Annotated in this window: 12 protein-coding genes and 1 tRNA gene; 11 read left to right on the top strand and 2 right to left on the bottom strand. The window is 65.2% G+C overall.

Translation table 11 applies throughout. The annotated features are described in order from the left end of the window. The first annotated feature begins 107 nt into the window (after positions 1–107). Positions 108–2063 carry an acetate--CoA ligase gene (acs, locus tag SP6_RS12215; RefSeq protein WP_007404787.1) on the top strand — a complete coding sequence of 652 codons (1956 nt, stop codon included), beginning with the start codon at positions 108–110 and terminating at the stop codon, positions 2061–2063. 145 nt (positions 2064–2208) lie between these two features. Here acs and SP6_RS12210 read toward each other — a convergent pair whose 3' ends face one another. Continuing rightward, a complete protein-coding gene (locus SP6_RS12210) occupies positions 2209–3075 on the bottom strand; it encodes a peptidylprolyl isomerase (protein ID WP_007404849.1) in 867 nt (288 codons plus the stop codon). A 96-nt stretch (positions 3076–3171) separates the two neighbouring features. Here SP6_RS12210 and SP6_RS12205 point away from each other — a divergent pair. From SP6_RS12205 to SP6_RS12165, 9 genes are all read left to right on the top strand, one after another. Further along, positions 3172–3262, top strand: a tRNA-Ser gene (locus tag SP6_RS12205). A 735-nt stretch (positions 3263–3997) separates the two neighbouring features. Beyond that, positions 3998–6814, top strand: a complete 2817-nt coding sequence (locus SP6_RS12200; RefSeq protein ID WP_007404751.1) for a monovalent cation/H+ antiporter subunit A — start codon at positions 3998–4000, stop codon at positions 6812–6814. Beyond that, complete coding sequence (locus SP6_RS12195) at positions 6811–7164, top strand: Na+/H+ antiporter subunit C (protein ID WP_007404720.1); 354 nt, start codon at positions 6811–6813, stop codon at positions 7162–7164. The genes SP6_RS12200 and SP6_RS12195 overlap by 4 nt, the downstream gene beginning before the upstream one ends. After that, positions 7161–8684, top strand: a complete 1524-nt coding sequence (locus tag SP6_RS12190) for a monovalent cation/H+ antiporter subunit D (protein WP_007404750.1) — start codon at positions 7161–7163, stop codon at positions 8682–8684. The genes SP6_RS12195 and SP6_RS12190 overlap by 4 nt, the downstream gene beginning before the upstream one ends. Next, a complete protein-coding gene (locus tag SP6_RS12185) occupies positions 8681–9169 on the top strand; it encodes a Na+/H+ antiporter subunit E (RefSeq protein ID WP_007404790.1) in 489 nt (162 codons plus the stop codon). The genes SP6_RS12190 and SP6_RS12185 overlap by 4 nt, the downstream gene beginning before the upstream one ends. Beyond that, positions 9166–9435 (top strand): K+/H+ antiporter subunit F, encoded by a 270-nt coding sequence (locus SP6_RS12180; RefSeq protein WP_007404851.1) that lies wholly within the window; start codon positions 9166–9168, stop codon positions 9433–9435. Before SP6_RS12185 ends, SP6_RS12180 begins: the two co-directional genes overlap by 4 nt. Next, complete coding sequence (locus SP6_RS12175; protein WP_007404776.1) at positions 9432–9845, top strand: Na+/H+ antiporter subunit G; 414 nt, start codon at positions 9432–9434, stop codon at positions 9843–9845. The genes SP6_RS12180 and SP6_RS12175 overlap by 4 nt, the downstream gene beginning before the upstream one ends. A 9-nt stretch (positions 9846–9854) precedes the next feature. Beyond that, positions 9855–10898, top strand: a complete 1044-nt coding sequence (locus SP6_RS12170; RefSeq protein ID WP_007404820.1) for a potassium channel family protein — start codon at positions 9855–9857, stop codon at positions 10896–10898. Beyond that, positions 10895–12697 (top strand): SLC13 family permease, encoded by a 1803-nt coding sequence (locus SP6_RS12165; RefSeq protein ID WP_007404826.1) that lies wholly within the window; start codon positions 10895–10897, stop codon positions 12695–12697. Before SP6_RS12170 ends, SP6_RS12165 begins: the two co-directional genes overlap by 4 nt. A 215-nt stretch (positions 12698–12912) precedes the next feature. Here SP6_RS12165 and SP6_RS12160 read toward each other — a convergent pair whose 3' ends face one another. Continuing rightward, positions 12913–14322 (bottom strand): serine hydrolase, encoded by a 1410-nt coding sequence (locus tag SP6_RS12160; RefSeq protein ID WP_037568357.1) that lies wholly within the window; start codon positions 14320–14322, stop codon positions 12913–12915. Between the two features lie 205 nt (positions 14323–14527). Here SP6_RS12160 and SP6_RS12155 point away from each other — a divergent pair, with 205 nt between their 5' ends. Then, positions 14528–15313, top strand: coding sequence for a winged helix-turn-helix domain-containing protein (locus SP6_RS12155; protein ID WP_007404715.1), 786 nt, complete (start codon positions 14528–14530; stop codon positions 15311–15313). Positions 15314–15427: the final 114 nt, after the last annotated feature.

Genomic DNA, 15427 nt, shown 5'->3' with positions numbered 1-15427 from the left:
GGGTCGCCCCATCCGGCCTGCCCCCGTGTCGCACTTTGTCACGGAGCCGTTAAGCCTCTGCCATGTTGGACTGGTACAGGTCCCGACAAAGAATAGGAGAGTCACGCATGACCGCACATGTTCACCCCGTTCCGGACTGGGCCGATAGCGCGTCGATGGATGCCGAGGGCTATGCCCGCGCCTATGACGCCGCGAAGCGCGATCCCGATGGCTATTGGCGCGAACAGGCGCAGCGGCTCGACTGGATCGTGCCCTTCACCACGGTCAAGGACACGAGTTTCGACGAGGCGGATTTTCGCATCCACTGGTTCGCCGATGGCCAGTTGAACGTCGCGGCCAATTGCATCGACCGGCACCTGGCGACCCGTGCCGATCAGGTCGCGATCCTGTGGGAGGGCGATGCGCCGGGCACCGATCGCCGTATCACCTATCGCGAACTGCACGAGCAGGTCTCGCGCCTGGCCAATGCGCTGAAGGGGCTGGGCGTCGCCAAGGGCGACCAGGTGACCATCTATCTGCCGATGATCCCGGAAGCGGCGTTCGCGATGCTGGCCTGTGCGCGGATCGGCGCGATCCATTCAATCGTCTTCGGCGGCTTCTCCCCCGAGAGCCTGGCCAACCGCATCATCGATTGCGATTCGCGTATCGTCATCACGGCGGATGGCGGTTGCCGCGGGGGCAAGGCGGTGCCGCTCAAGGCCAATGTCGACGCGGCGCTGGAGCATGACGGCGTTGCGGTCGATCATGTCGTCGTCGTCCGCCATAGCGGCACCGACGTCACCATGAAGGAGGGGCGCGACCAATGGTATGGCGATCTGGTCGCCGCCGCCGCCGCCGACTGCCCGCCTGAGCCGATGGGGGCGGAGGACCCGCTGTTCATCCTCTACACCAGCGGGTCGACCGGCAAGCCCAAGGGCGTGCTCCACACCAGTGGCGGCTATCTGCTCTGGGCGTCCTATACCCACCAGCATGTGTTCGATTACCGGGAGGGCGAGGTCTTCTGGTGCGCGGCCGATGTCGGCTGGGTTACCGGGCACAGCTATGTCGTCTATGGCGCGCTCGCCAATGGCGCGACGACCCTGATGTATGAGGGTGTGCCCAACTATCCCGATCACAGCCGCTTCTGGCAGATCGTCGACAAATATAAGGTCGCGACCTTCTATGCCGCGCCGACCGCGCTGCGCGCTCTGATGCGCGAGGGCGATGACTGGGTGACCAAGACCGACCGCTCCTCGCTTCGCGTGCTGGGTTCGGTGGGCGAGCCGATCAATCCGGAAGCGTGGGAATGGTTCTACCGCGTGGTGGGCGAGGAACGCTGCCCGATCGTCGACACCTGGTGGCAGACCGAGACGGGCGGCCATATGATCGCGCCAATTCCCGGTGCGGTACCGCTCAAGGCCGGCTCGGCCACCAAGCCGCTACCCGGCGTGTTGCCGCAGATCGTCGATGCCGAGGGCAAGGTGCTGGACGGCGCGGTCGAAGGCAATCTCGTCATCGCCGATAGCTGGCCCGGGCAGATGCGCACGGTATGGGGCGATCATGAGCGCTTCTTCCAGACCTATTTCACCACCTATCCCGGCAAGTATTTCACCGGCGACGGATGCCGCCGCGACGAGGATGGCTACTACTGGATCACAGGCCGGGTCGACGACGTCATCAACGTGTCGGGTCATCGCATGGGCACCGCCGAGGTCGAGTCCGCGCTGGTCGCCCATGCCAAGGTCGCCGAGGCCGCCGTGGTGGGGATGCCGCACGATGTGAAAGGCCAGGGCATCTACGCCTTCGTCACGTTGAATGCGGGTGTCGAGGATGACGAGGCGTTGCGCGCCGAACTGGTCCAATGGGTCCGTCGCGAGATCGGGCCGATCGCCACCCCCGACGCGTTGCAATTCGCGCCGGCACTTCCCAAGACCCGCTCGGGCAAGATCATGCGCCGCATTCTGCGCAAGATCGCCGAGAATCAGGTCGATGCGCTGGGTGATACTTCGACGCTGGCCGATCCGGCGGTGGTCGACCACCTCGTCGCCAACCGGATCGAGCCAGGGAAGAAAGCGGCGGCGTGATGGGAGCGGGGCCGCTGGACCGGCGGCCCCCGTTTTCCCATGGCCTTCGACTGCGCTCAGGCTGAACGGCGGTTGCCAAGTAGAATGGTTATTCCCTCGCTCCGTTCAGCCTGAGCGAAGTCGAAGGCCACGCCCAGACCTTAGCTCAGGGGGCCTTCCGAACCGGCGGAAGCGCCGCGCAAATATCCACACCCCCCGCCGGCACGGTGAAGAAGTCGTTCCGCCGATTCTCCCGCCCCTTGATCCAGGCGGCGAAGCGCGGCGACACTGTCTCGCGATACTGATAATGCGGGCGCTGGGCGGCGGGTATTTCGCTCGCCAGCCGCGCCGACACGATGGGGAGCCGCTGCCCCTCCTCCTTGTAGAAGCCGAGATCGCCCGTCCCGCGCGGCAGGGTGGACAGCGTTTCCATTCCGTCGATCACCCGGCCCACCACCGCGATATTGCGGTCCAGCGCGCGCGGCGACTGGCCGATGATCGTATAGAGTTCCGCACCCGTCCCCGTGCTGGGCGCCAGGTCGCGTGCGACGCCGACCATGCCATAGCAATGCGGCACCCACTCGGACTGCGCGTCACCCGCCAGCGGCCAGCCGTCGCGGCTATAGCCCGCCCAGGCGGCATAGGGATCGGGCTTGCTCAACCGCGCGACGGCGCTGTTGCCGGCGCGGACATATTCCGCCGGCGGATTGGCGACGATGCCGGGCGGCAGCGGCTTCTTCTCGGTCGCATCGCCCCATTGCGCGACATAATTTTCCTGCACGCGATAGACGCTGGTCCCCGCATCCCACCAATGCGCCCGCGCCAGCGCGCGGATATTAGCGACATGCACCGGCGCCTGTGCCGCCGCGAGCCGCATCGTCACCGACTTCCCGTTCGACAGGGTGAAGATCAGCACTTCGTCATCGGGCACCGCGATCCAGTCGCCGGGCAGCGGATCGCCAGCTTGCACGGCAGGAGCGGGGGCGGGCGAAGCCTGCGCCAGAAGCGCGGCGAGCAGAAGCGCGATCGTCATGGGGCATGAGAGTGCCCCAGCCGACCGCCCCACGCAATCGCTTGCGCGAGGCCGAGAAGCGCATTAGGGGCGCGTGTTCCAGGCATGGACTCATGCGGAGCGGTGGCCGAGTGGTCGAAGGCGCTCGCCTGGAAAGTGAGTATACGGCAAAACCGTATCGAGGGTTCGAATCCCTCCCGCTCCGCCAGATTTCGTTGATTTTACAGGATAAAATCTAAATCGAAGATCTCGTGCCCATATTCATGCCCACTTTCAATTTGGTTCTCTGCGGCCAGACGTGAACACTGGCGAAGCGTGCGTTGCGTGATTCTGAGATCTATCTGCTTTCCAAATGCGGATGGCATGCGGGCGCGTGTCGGCCTGGGCTGCACGCTGGAGCGTTCAATTCGAGCTGTCTCACGATTCCATTCAGCGCTGCCGTGCAGCACTAGGCGCGTGCGATGTCATGATCGGTCCCGGCCGAGTTCCATAACATGTCGAGCGGCCAGCGCTCGGGACAATGGGTGACCAGACCGGGTTCGGGTTCGCATAAATCGACGATGACGTTCTGATCCAGTCGAAACGCTGGCGTCTTGCTGCCTCCAGGGCTGATCCGAAGCAGGGTATGTCCGATCGATGAGCCGTGTAGGCAGGGTTGTCGATCCGTTGGGCATCGTGCAATACCGGCTCTGGGTGTTCGCAAAATGCTGATGCGGACAGGTTCTAACGTTGGTCGGGCCGCCAACGGGGAATCCTGTTGCCTGGAGCATTGCCTTGCCCCTGCAGATCTTTGTGTCCACTGCCATTTGCCTCCCGGTCACGGTGTCACCCGGTCAGATTGAACCACGCACTTCTGCCATGTGTTGGGCAAGCGTGGCGCTCACCGACAAATGTCGAGTGTGCTGCCATCGGACTGCAATCCGGCTAGTCGCGTAAGGGGGAAATGCGGGTGCTTCTGCTGGCCCTGATATTTTTGCCGTTCATCGCGGTCGTCTTAATCATGACGATGCGGCGGGCGTCGCGTGGCGTCCATATGCTGATCGCAGCGGGTGCCAGCGCCGGCGGGTTGGCCATTTTGTTATCGCAGGCGAGCACCGTGCTATCGGGACGAACGGCGACGATCAGGATTGCGTGGTTGCCCACGCTCGGCCTGGACTTCAGCCTGTGGCTCGACCCGCTGGCGTTGCTGTTTGCCGGGCTGATCCTGGGGATCGGATTACTCGTCGTCATCTATGCGCAGGGTTATCTGGCGAAGAGCGAGCCGACCGCGCGGTTCCTGTCCTTCCTGATGCTCTTCCAGGGGGCGATGGTGGGCATCGCCTTATCCAGTAACATATTGTTGATGCTGGTGTTCTGGGAGATGACCAGCCTCGCCTCCTTCCTGCTTATCGGCTTCTGGCGCGACCAGGCGGAGGCGCGGCAGGGGGCGCGGATGGCCTTGACCATCACCGGCGGCGGCGGCCTGGCGCTGATCGCGGGCATGGTCCTGCTGGGCAAGGCGGCAGGCAGCTATGACCTCGCAACGATCCTGGCTCGGGCCGAGTTGGTTCAGCTCTCCCCCCTGTACCCGGCGATCCTGCTCCTGATCCTGGCAGGCGCGTTCACCAAGTCGGCGCAGTTCCCGTTTCACTTCTGGCTGCCGCATGCCATGGCCGCGCCGACGCCGGTCAGCGCCTATCTCCATTCGGCGACGATGGTGAAGGCGGGGGTGTTCCTGCTCGCGCGGCTCTGGCCGGTCCTGGCGGGAACCAACCTGTGGTTCGGCATCGTCGCGCCGGTCGGGTTGCTGACCATGTTGTTCGGTGCCGGCGTCGCGCTGTTCCGGCACGACCTGAAGGCGATCCTCGCCTATTCGACGATCAGCCAATTGGGGTTGATGGTCATGCTGCTCGGCTTCGGGACGGGGGCGGCGGCGACGGCGGCGATCTTCCACATCCTCAACCATGCCGCGTTCAAGGCAGCGCTGTTCATGCATGCCGGGATCGTCGATCACGAGACGGGCACACGCGACATCCGGCGGCTGGGCGGGCTGGCGGCGATCATGCCGTTGACCGCAACGCTCGGTGTGCTGGCCGCGGCCGCCATGGCGGGGCTGCCGCCGCTGGGCGGGTTCATCTCCAAGGAGATGATGCTGGAGCAAAGCGCGCATACCAGCTTTGCCGCACAGGCCTTGCTGGTGCCGGTGCTGGCGACGATCGCGGCGATGCTGTCAGCGGCCTATTCGCTACGCTATGCCGTGGCGCTGCATTTCGGCAAGCGTCGCACCGGCGAGGTCGCCGCGCCGCATGATCCCGGCGCCATCCTGCTCGGGCCGCCCGCCATTCTGGCGGCGATCGCGCTCGCGCTCGGGCTGTGGCCCATGACGCTCGCAGGGTCGCTGGTCGCGGCGGCCAGTGCGGCGGTGACGGGAGGCGCGACGCCGGACCTGCATCTCTCGCTGTGGCATGGGATCAATCCGGCGTTGATGATGAGCCTGGGCGCGGTGGCCGTTGCGCTGCTGCTGCTGTGGCGCCATGCCACGGCGGAGCGGATGGTCGCCCGGCTGCCGCTGCCCGACGCAAAGGCCCTTTTCGACCGGAGCATGACGGCGATCGTCCATGGCCTGCGCACCGCGTCCGAATGGCTGCATGTCGCGTCGTTGCAGCGTTATCTGGTTATGCTGTTCGTTGTCGCACTGGCGCTGGGCCTGGATGCGGCCTTGCGGTTCGGGATCATCGCCGGTTCGGCCGCCACCACGCCCGCATCGCCGGTCGCGGTCATCGCCTGGGCCGCGCTGATCGTCGCGACGCTGGCGGTGCTGGCGGTCGATCGTCACCGCTATCTCGCGCTGATCTTCATCAGCGTCATCGGCCTCGTCATGGCGCTGGCCTTCATCCATTTGTCCGCGCCCGATCTCGCGCTGACCCAGATCGCGGTCGAGGTGGTGACGATCCTGCTGATGCTGCTGGCGCTGCACCTGCTACCCGGCCAGCCGCCGCGCCTGTCGACCGTGCCGAGGCGGGTGCGCGACGCCGCGATCGCGGCGCTGGGCGGGCTCGGCACCGGCTGGCTCGCCTGGGCGATCATGACGCGGCCGGTGCGCGAGGGCATTTCGCGCTTCCACTGGGAGAACAGCTATTCGGGCGGGGGCGGCACCAATGTCGTCAACGTCATCCTGGTCGATTTCCGCGCCTTCGATACATTGGGTGAGATCACCGTGCTGGGCATCGCGGGGCTTGCGATCTACGCGCTGCTCGAACCTGCTGCGACCGGTGTGGCCGGCCAGCGGCTGCGCGCATGGCGGTCGCAGGACCGCTTCTCGCCCGAGCGTCATCCCATGATGTTCGTCATGGCGACGCGCCTGTTGCTACCGCTCGCGCTGCTGGTCGGGATGTACATCTTCCTGCGCGGGCACAACCAGCCGGGTGGCGGGTTCATCGCCGCCTTGGTCTTCTCCATTGCCATCCTGCTGCAATATCTCGCCTCCGGCTTCGACTGGACGGATGCGCGGCGCAAGTTCGGCGAGCATCAGCTGATCGGGTTCGGCGTGCTGATCGCAGTCGCTACGGGGCTTGGCGCCTTGCTGTTCGGTGCGCCCTTCCTGACGAGCAGCTATGGCCATGTCCATCTGCCGCTGATCGGCGAGTTCGAGCTGGCCACCGCGATGCTGTTCGATCTGGGCGTCGCCTGCGTCGTCGTCGGCGCGGTACTGATGGCGCTGGCGCAGCTCGCCCATATCGCGCAGCGCGCCGCCAAATATGAAGGGGAGGGCAGGGCATGAGCCTGGAATTCCTGGTCGCCTCCGCTATCGCCATGCTGGTTGCCGGCGGCATCTATCTGGCCCTGCGCGGACGGACCTTTCAGGTTGTGCTGGGGCTCACCCTCTTGTCCTATGCGGTCAATCTGTTCCTGTTCGCGATCGGCCGGTTGGTGGTCGATCGCCCGCCGCTTTACGCCAAGGGCGTGGCGCTGCATGCCGATCCGCTACCCCAGGCGCTGGTGCTGACCGCGATCGTCATCACCTTCGGCATGACCGCGATGACCGTGATCCTGAGCTTGCGCAGCTTCCTCGAAACCGGATCGGATCAGGTCGATGGCCGCGTTGCGCCGGACGAGGAGGACGCGGCATGACGCTTCCCGACCACCTCGTCATCGCGCCGATCATCATACCCGCGGTGATCGCGCCCGTGACGATGTTGCTGATGCGACGCCATCGCCCCGTGGCGCTGGGGCTGTCGCTGGGTGGCGGCATCGCGATGCTGGCGGCGGCCGTCGCGCTGTTCGTCCGTGCGCAGGACGATGCGATCCGCAGCTATGCGCTGGGCGCGTGGCGCGCGCCGTTCGGCATCGTCCTGATGCTCGACCGGCTGGCGGCGACGATGCTGGTGCTGGCGGCGGTGCTGGCCGTCACCGTGCTGCTCCACGCCGTCATCACCGGGGCGGACAAGCGCGGCTGGCATTTCCATCCGCTGTTCCATTTCCAGCTCATGGGCCTGAACGGCGCGTTCCTGACCGGCGACCTGTTCAACCTGTTCGTGTTCTTTGAGGTGCTGCTGATCGCCTCCTACGGCCTGATGCTGCACGGGCAGGGCGCGCTGCGACTGAAGGCGGGCGTGGCCTATGTCGTGGTCAATATCGTCGGATCGGCGCTGTTCCTGATGTCGCTCGGGCTGCTCTATGGGCTGACGGGTACGCTCAACATGGCGGACCTGGCCGTCAGGGTCGCGGCGCTGGCGCGGGAGGATCAAGGGCTGCTGCGCATCGCCGGGCTGCTGCTGATGGCGGTGTTCGCGCTGAAGGCGGCGGTGGTGCCGATCCATCTCTGGCTGCCGCGCACCTACGGCGCCACCATGCCCGTCGTCGCCGCCTTGTTCGCGATCATGACCAAGGTCGGCGTCTATGCGATGATCCGCACCGTGCCGCTGATCTTCGGTGCGCAGGCGGGGGCCGCGGCCTGGGTACCGGCACCCTATTTGCTGCCCGCCGCGATCCTGGGGGCGGTGATCGGCTTTGTCGGCGTGCTGACCACGCGCGGGATGCGCGAACAGGCGGCCTTTGCGGTGCTGGCGTCCACCGGCACGCTGCTGATGGCGGTGTCGCTATGGCGCGAGGCGACGCTGGCGGCCGCGCTCTATTACATGGTGCAGGCGACCTTGGCGGGCGCGGCGCTGTTCCTGGTCGCCGATGTGACGATGCGGCGTCGCGGCCCCTATGCCGACAGCATCGTACCCAGCCCGCGCTTCGCCGGGCAGGATGTCGCCGGGCTGCTCTATCTCACCGCCGCGATCGCCGCTGTCGGGTTGCCGCCGCTGGCGGGCTTCGTCGGCAAGCTGCTGATCCTGGACGCCAGCTTCGCGCTGCCGGGGTGGCAGGCGATCTGGGCGACGATCCTCGTCACCACACTGATCGGCGTGGTCGGCTTTTCGCGCAGCGGCTCCTCGCTGTTCTGGAAGGCCGCGCCTCCGGAGACCGTCGCGATCACCGGCACGGCCCGGTCGCGCGCCGAGTTCGTCGCGCCGATCATGCTCCTGGCGATGCTCGCCCTGCTGACCATCGGCGCCGGTTGGGTCACGGAGCAGACCCGCGCCACCGCCGCGCAGGTCATGGACCCCGGCCGCTATGTCAGCGCGATCCTGGGGGGCGGGCGATGAAGCGCGTCCTGCCCCATCCGGCGCTGTCGGCGATGCTGCTGATCGTCTGGCTGTTGATGGCGAACCACATCACGGTCGGCGGCATCGTGCTGGGCGGCATCTTCGCTCTGATCCTGCCCAAATTCACCCAGCCCTTCTGGCCCGATCGCCCGCGCATGCGCTTCCGCCGCGCATTTCTAGGATATCTGGCGATCGTGCTGGTCGACATCGTCGTCGCCAATTTCGAGGTCGCCAGGCTGATCCTGTTCCGGCGCAACCGCGACCTGCGCGCGCGCTGGCTGGTCGTGCCGATCGCGCTGACGACCCCGGAAGCGATCACCATGCTGGCGGGCACGATCAGCCTGACGCCGGGCACCGTCTCGTCCGACGTCTCGGCGGATGGCCGTTTTCTCCTCGTCCACGCGCTCGACGTCGCGGACGAGGCGGCGGAGATCGCCCGCATCAAGTCGCGCTACGAAGCCCGCCTGCAACGGATTTTCGCATGATCGAGGTCGCCCTTCACATCGCGTCGGGCTGCATCGCGCTCGCCCTGGCGCTGAACGTATGGCGGTTGTTGCGCGGGCCGACGCTGGGCGACCGCATCGTCGCGCTCGACACCATGGTCATCAACGCCATCGCGCTGATCATCCTGATCGGCATGATCGGCGGCAACGACACCTATTTCGAGGCCGCGCTGCTGCTGGCGATGGTCGGGTTCGTGAGCACCATCGCCTATTGCAAGTTCATCCTGCGCGGGGACATCGTCGAATGAGCGTCATCGCCGACATCGCCATCACCGTCCTGCTGATCCTCGGGGGCGGCTTCGCGCTCATCGGCAGCTGGGGGCTGGTGCGCCTGCCATCGACCATGGAGCGGCTTCACGGACCGACCAAGGCGACGACCCTGGGGCTGGGGGCGCTGCTCCTCGCCTCCGTCGTCTATTTTCAGACGCGGCTCGGCATCTGGACCGCGCATGAGCTGCTGATCTCGCTGTTCTTGTTCATCACCGCGCCGATCTCGGCCAATATGATCGCCAAGGTCCATCTCCACCGCGCGCGCCTCGGCAAAGCCCATGAGGATGACGGCATCGCCGGTCCGCCGCCCCGCCCCGGCGGGGACGGCGATTGGGCCACGTTCGAGGCGCCCAAGCGCAAGACGCCCGCCTCGACGGCCAGCGACTGACGCCGCGCCGTGGACATCGCTGGCCGGAAACCCGATTATCACCTGTACCGCCGTAGCCGGACGCCGATCTGGCTGGCCCTGTCCTGGCGGGCCTTGCTGGCGCTGGGCCTGATCGGTATCGCGCTGGCCGTCCACTGGTTCGACCGCGATGGCCTGCGCCAGTCATCGGGCGAGCCGGTCACCTTCACCGACATCCTCTACTTCACGATGATCACGGTCACGACCGTCGGCTATGGCGACATCGTGCCCGTCACTCAGCAGTCGCGGCTGTTCGACACCTTCGTCGTCACCCCGATCCGGCTGTTCGTGTGGCTCATTTTCCTGGGAACCGCCTATGACTTTCTTCTCAAGCGCGTGTGGGAGCGATGGCGCATGTCGGTGATCCAGCGGCAGCTGCGCGACCATGTCGTCATCGCGGGCTTCGGCAATAGCGGATCGGAAGCCGCCAGCGAATTGATCCGCCGCGGCGCGCATCCCGACATGATCGTCGTGATCGATGAAAGCCCTGCTGCACTCCGTAACGCCGAAGCGCTGGACGTCGCCGTCATGGAGGGCAACGCCACGCGCGATGCCGCCTTGCGGGCGGTGCGTGTGGGTACGGCCAGGGCGTTGATCGTGGCCGCTGGGCGCGACGATACCTCCATCCTGATCGTCCTGACCGCCCGCCGCATCGCGCCGACGCTGCCGATCAGCGTCATCATCCGCTCGCTCGACAATGAAGCGATCGCGCGGCAGGCGGGGGCCAATACCGTCATCAATCCGGCGAGCTTCGCCGGCCTGCTTCTCGCCGGGTCCACGCACGGCACACATTTGGCCGACTATATGGCGGATCTGGCGGCAACGGATGGCCGGGTCGCGCTGCGTGAACGGCGCGTCGCGGCGGACGAAATCGGTGTGCCGCTGCGGGCTATCACCACCGGCCTTGGCCATCGCATTTATCGTAAGGGCTCAATGATCGGTTTTTGGGAAGCGGCGGCAAACCGCCTGGAAGCGGGGGACGTCATTCTGGAGGTCGTACCAGCCCTCGGCCAGGATACAGACGGGCCGGCATGAGCGAAATCCTCGCCGGCATCGAGGCCCATCGTGCGGCGCTGGGGCTGATATTCATAACTGGTTTGTTCGTTGCGTTCGCGCTCGAACGCTTTCCCCCCGTCACGATCGCGGTCGCCGGTGCGGCGATCATGATGGCGCTGGGCTGGCTCACGCCACCGCTCGTCACCGCCGCGTTCGCGAATCCGGCGCCGATTACGATCGCGGCCTTCTTCATCCTGTCAGGCGCGCTGGTGCGGACCGGTACGATAGAGGCGCTCGCCAGTCTGATCGTTCGGCGGGCGGGAAATGCGCCACGGCGCACGGTCGCCGAAATGCTGACCGGCGCGGCTATCGCACCCGCGTTCATCAATAACACGCCGGTCGTCATGGTCTTGATCCCGCTCGTACGCAGACTGGCGCGGACGGTCGGCATACCGGCGACCCGCCTGCTGATCCCACTGTCCTATCTTTCGATTTTGGGCGGTACGCTGACATTGGTCGGCACCTCGACAAACCTGCTGGTCGACGGCGTGGCACGCGCGAACGGGCAGCCGGGTTTCGGCATCTTCGATATCACGGCCATCGGTCTGGTGACGATGGCGGCGGGGGCGGTGGCCATGCTGGTTCTTGGTCCCCGTCTGCTGCCGTCTCGGCCCGACAATACCATAGCCGATCGGCACCAGCTGTCCTATCTCACCGAGATCGCGCTGATGCCTGACGTATCAGCGAAGAATATATGCGTGGCAGATATCGCATTCCTGCGCCGCGATGCGATCAGGCTGATCGCGGTCCGCCGCGGGTCGCGGATTGAGCGTAACCCCCCGGCGGATATGATTCTTCAAACGGCCGATCGCTTGGTCGTCAGCGCAACCGCTGACGAACTCGATGATCTGGCGCGCAGCGAGGAGTATCTGGTTGGCCTTCAAAATGTGGGGCGCCCCATTCGCCTGTCCGACAGCGCACGGTCGGACGATGTAAAGCTCATTGGCTTGACGATCGGCCCCGCGCATCCGGCGCTGGGTCGCGAGCTACGCGACATTCCTTTCCTGTCGAATCTTCCGGCACGCATTCTGGGGATTGGCCGGGCGCGACACCTTCCAGGCCCCGATCTGGCAAGCGTGCGTTTGCGCGCGGCGGACAATTTACTGGTGGCGGCAGATGGCACGGCCCTTGCCGAATTGCGCGCCAACACGAACCTGATTGCTGAAGACACCAGCCATATTCGCCGCTTCCGCCGCGCGCGTGCCCCGATCGCGATCGGGGTACTGGCTGGCGTGATTGCGCTGGCCGCCTTGGGGGTGGCGTCGGCCACGTCGCTCGCCATCGTCGGAGTCGGCATGGTTCTGATCACGCGGTGCGTGGATGCGGAAGAAGCCTGGCGATCGATCGATGGCAGCGTCCTGGTGTTGATCTTCGCCATGCTGGGCATCGGCGGTGCCTTGGAGAATATGGGGACCATCGACCTGATCGTCGGCGCGATATCGCCATGGTTGGCCACGTTGTCACCACTTGGGGTGCTTCTGATCCTGTATTTCCTGACCTCGGCTTTGACGGAAACGGTGACCAACAGTGCGGTAGCCGTCATCATGACCCCGGTGGCCATCGGTTTGGCCCAATCCACCAGCCAAGACCCGCGCGCGCTTATCATCGCGGTGATGTTCGCGGCCTCCGCGAGCTTCGCGACGCCTGTCGGGTATCAGACCAACACGATGGTCTACGCTGCGGCCGATTACCGTTTCTCCGATTTTGTCCGGATCGGCCTGCCTATGAATGTCATCGTTGGCTTGGCCACTTGCTTCGCTATCAATTGGCTGGCGTAGCTTCAAAACTTTCGATGGCGGGATGTGATGCCGCCGATGTTGATTGTCGTGGAATAAGGCGCCCCCTGATCTGAGCTGTATTCCGGGCGCGTCGCGTTTGAAGATCGGGCAACGCCATATGGAAGCCAGCGCAAAGCCGAGGCCAAGTGGCCAGCAACAGCAGCGCGGGAGTAGCAAACGGGCGCAAGGTCATCGCCGGACGAAGCGGCCGCCCATTATCGGCAGCACGCCGCCTGGTTCAGTTCGTCGATCGTCGCCTTGAGGCGATCGTTTGCCGGATCGAGCGCCAATGCGCGGGCATAGCTCTCCTTGGCCCGGTCGCATTGGCCAGCGGCCCGATAGGCTTCGCCCAAACTGTCATGGGCATTGGCAGAGCGGGGAAAGCGCTCGGCGTTCCATCGGAACACCGGCAGGGCGGCTTCGGCATCGAGGATGTTCATGGCGTCGTAGCCGACACGGTTGACGATCGCTTCCAGCCGGTCCGTGGATATCGCCGCCGCGACGGTCGCGCTGGCCTGCTCCCACCGGCCTGACGCCATGCCCCGGTAAAGTGCCTCCTCCTGCTCTTCGTCCTTGCGGGCGACCCCCGGCATGACGCGATCGGCGACCAGCGTGGCAAGCCGATGGCGGTCGAACGTCGTACGGCCGCCATTGTCGAGATAGATCACCGTCGCGCTGTCGTCCGGGTCGGCCTGACGGAAGAAATGCCGCCAGACGAGCCGCGCTTCGCCGCCATGGCCGACGATCGTCACGTCGTCGTGCCGATAATATTCCCACCCATGGGTGTGCCACGCCGCATTCCGGGACGGCATGGCAAAGGGCGACCATGATTCCCGAAGCGCCGCGAGCGGCACGAGCGCACCATAAAGCAGCGCCTGTGACCATCGGACCAGATCGGGCAGCGTCGTGAAGACGCCCCGCGAGCCGAAGGTATAGGCCGGCCACGAGGGAGAGACATAGGGCAGCGGCGGTCGATCGCGCTTGGGAGCCGGGCGGTAGCTCGACACCAGGTCCGGCAACCGGGGTTGCCCCTCCACATGGTAGCTGGTCCGCGTCATTCCGGCGCGAGCGAACTGACGCCCCGTCAAGTTCGTCAGCGGCGTTCGCGTCGCCTGTTCTAGCGCTTTTTTGGCGAACAGGAAGTTTGTCTGATTATACTCGTTACGCGAGCCTGGTGCGAAACGGAGCGGAAGCGTCGCGATGCTGGCGAAGGCCTGCTCGTCGGTCGGCTCGACATGATCGGGAATATAGTCGGGTAGGCCCGAAACATGGGCCAAGGCCTGTAACAAGGTGATCCCGGCCCATGCTGATGGAAGACCAGCGCGTATCGTGGCTAGTGATGCATCAAGGTTGATCAGTCCGGCCTGACGCGCCTTGAGCAACTCCACGATCACGAACAGCTTGGAGATCGAAAAGAGCGGATAGACGGAGGCGTCGGTGATAGGAGCGCCCGTCTCGCGATCGGACAGCCCGGCATGACGCGAATAGACGAGCCTGCCGCGTCGTAGAACGGCGACGGAGTGGCCCACCGTGCCATAAGCATCTGCGGAGCGGTCGAGCAGGTCGTCGATCGCCGCAGAAGGCTCGGTCGCATGGACGGTCGTCGCCCACCCTATCGATGTCATCAGGCCGGACAGGCCAAGGGCAAGAACACGTCGCCGGTCGGTATCCGGAAGATGGAATGTCTGTCGCAAGGATAGGCCTTTCGGAAGGATGCAGACGGTGTTCGGATCGGTTATCCTCCCCCGGCGCTCAGGCCGCATGACATTCTCTGACCTCGACTGACATCATGCGACCAACACTGTTTTTGGGCCTTTTGGGTAGCCAGACATGATCCGCTTCGCTGACTTTGATCTCGACCCTGCCGCTTTGCGGATATGCCGCGATGGTGTGCCGCTTGATGCTTCGCCGCAAACCGTCGACGTTCTGGCCTTCCTGATCGTGAACCGGGAGCGAACGGTCAGCAGGCGCGAGTTGCTTGATCGGTTCTGGCCGCGTGGCGGTACGGGAGGTGACGCCGCCCTTAACACCTGCATCCGCCGCATCCGGACGCTGCTTGGTGACGACGCCGAGACGCCGCGATTCATCCATACCCGACCGCGGTCCGGCTATCGCTTCATTGGCAGGGTCGTTGCGGACGATCGATTTGCCGAACCCGCGAAAAGGGCCTGGAGGGTCGGTCGATCCGCAAGGGTCAGCGCATTGTTGGTGCCGTTTGTGATCGGCGGCGCGGTATGGGCGCACGGCGCGATGTTCCCGGCCAGGCACAGGATCGTGATCGAGCCCGTGAGGGGGCTATGCGAATATGTGCTTTTCCCACACTTCAACGCGGGACTCCGCGAGAGCTTCGTGGCCGAGGTGAGCCACAGGCTTCCTGCCCACTATTCCGTGGCCGCCAATGGTGAAAAAGCCGATCTCCATGCGAGTGTCAGTGTCCGGCAGACGTCGCAACGAACGACCGTGGTTGTGACGCTGGCCGAGGATGGTTCCGATCGCGTGTTGTGGTCCAGTCAGTTTTCCGCTCCAACCGACATGCAGGATTACGTGCCGCTTCAAGAGAAGCTGGCGAGAAGCATGGCGACCGGTCTTGCGCGGACAGTTGCTCGGATGAGTTGATATGCCATGTTACAACCGAGGCGGGGTTCCGATTGTCACCGATCAAGGGTTTTAAGAGGCGTCCCGTCCTTTCTTTTCTCGGTCCAATGGGAAAGCCGCCGATGACGTGGGCTA

It is taken from the genome of Sphingomonas paucimobilis NBRC 13935 (assembly GCF_000739895.2).
Classification (GTDB): domain Bacteria; phylum Pseudomonadota; class Alphaproteobacteria; order Sphingomonadales; family Sphingomonadaceae; genus Sphingomonas; species Sphingomonas paucimobilis.
This window is presented reverse-complemented; position numbering and strand designations above follow the sequence as displayed.

Bases quoted from the DNA above. Each gene is read 5' to 3' on its own strand.
- acs (WP_007404787.1), top strand. From the start codon at position 108: ATGACCGCACATGTTCACCCCGTTCCGGACTGGGCCGATAGCGCGTCG.
- SP6_RS12210 (WP_007404849.1), bottom strand. From the start codon at position 3,075: ATGACGATCGCGCTTCTGCTCGCCGCGCTTCTGGCGCAGGCTTCGCCC.
- SP6_RS12200 (WP_007404751.1), top strand. From the start codon at position 3,998: ATGCGGGTGCTTCTGCTGGCCCTGATATTTTTGCCGTTCATCGCGGTC.
- SP6_RS12195 (WP_007404720.1), top strand. From the start codon at position 6,811: ATGAGCCTGGAATTCCTGGTCGCCTCCGCTATCGCCATGCTGGTTGCC.
- SP6_RS12190 (WP_007404750.1), top strand. From the start codon at position 7,161: ATGACGCTTCCCGACCACCTCGTCATCGCGCCGATCATCATACCCGCG.
- SP6_RS12185 (WP_007404790.1), top strand. From the start codon at position 8,681: ATGAAGCGCGTCCTGCCCCATCCGGCGCTGTCGGCGATGCTGCTGATC.
- SP6_RS12180 (WP_007404851.1), top strand. From the start codon at position 9,166: ATGATCGAGGTCGCCCTTCACATCGCGTCGGGCTGCATCGCGCTCGCC.
- SP6_RS12175 (WP_007404776.1), top strand. From the start codon at position 9,432: ATGAGCGTCATCGCCGACATCGCCATCACCGTCCTGCTGATCCTCGGG.
- SP6_RS12165 (WP_007404826.1), top strand. From the start codon at position 10,895: ATGAGCGAAATCCTCGCCGGCATCGAGGCCCATCGTGCGGCGCTGGGG.
- SP6_RS12160 (WP_037568357.1), bottom strand. From the start codon at position 14,322: ATGACATCGATAGGGTGGGCGACGACCGTCCATGCGACCGAGCCTTCT.
- SP6_RS12155 (WP_007404715.1), top strand. From the start codon at position 14,528: ATGATCCGCTTCGCTGACTTTGATCTCGACCCTGCCGCTTTGCGGATA.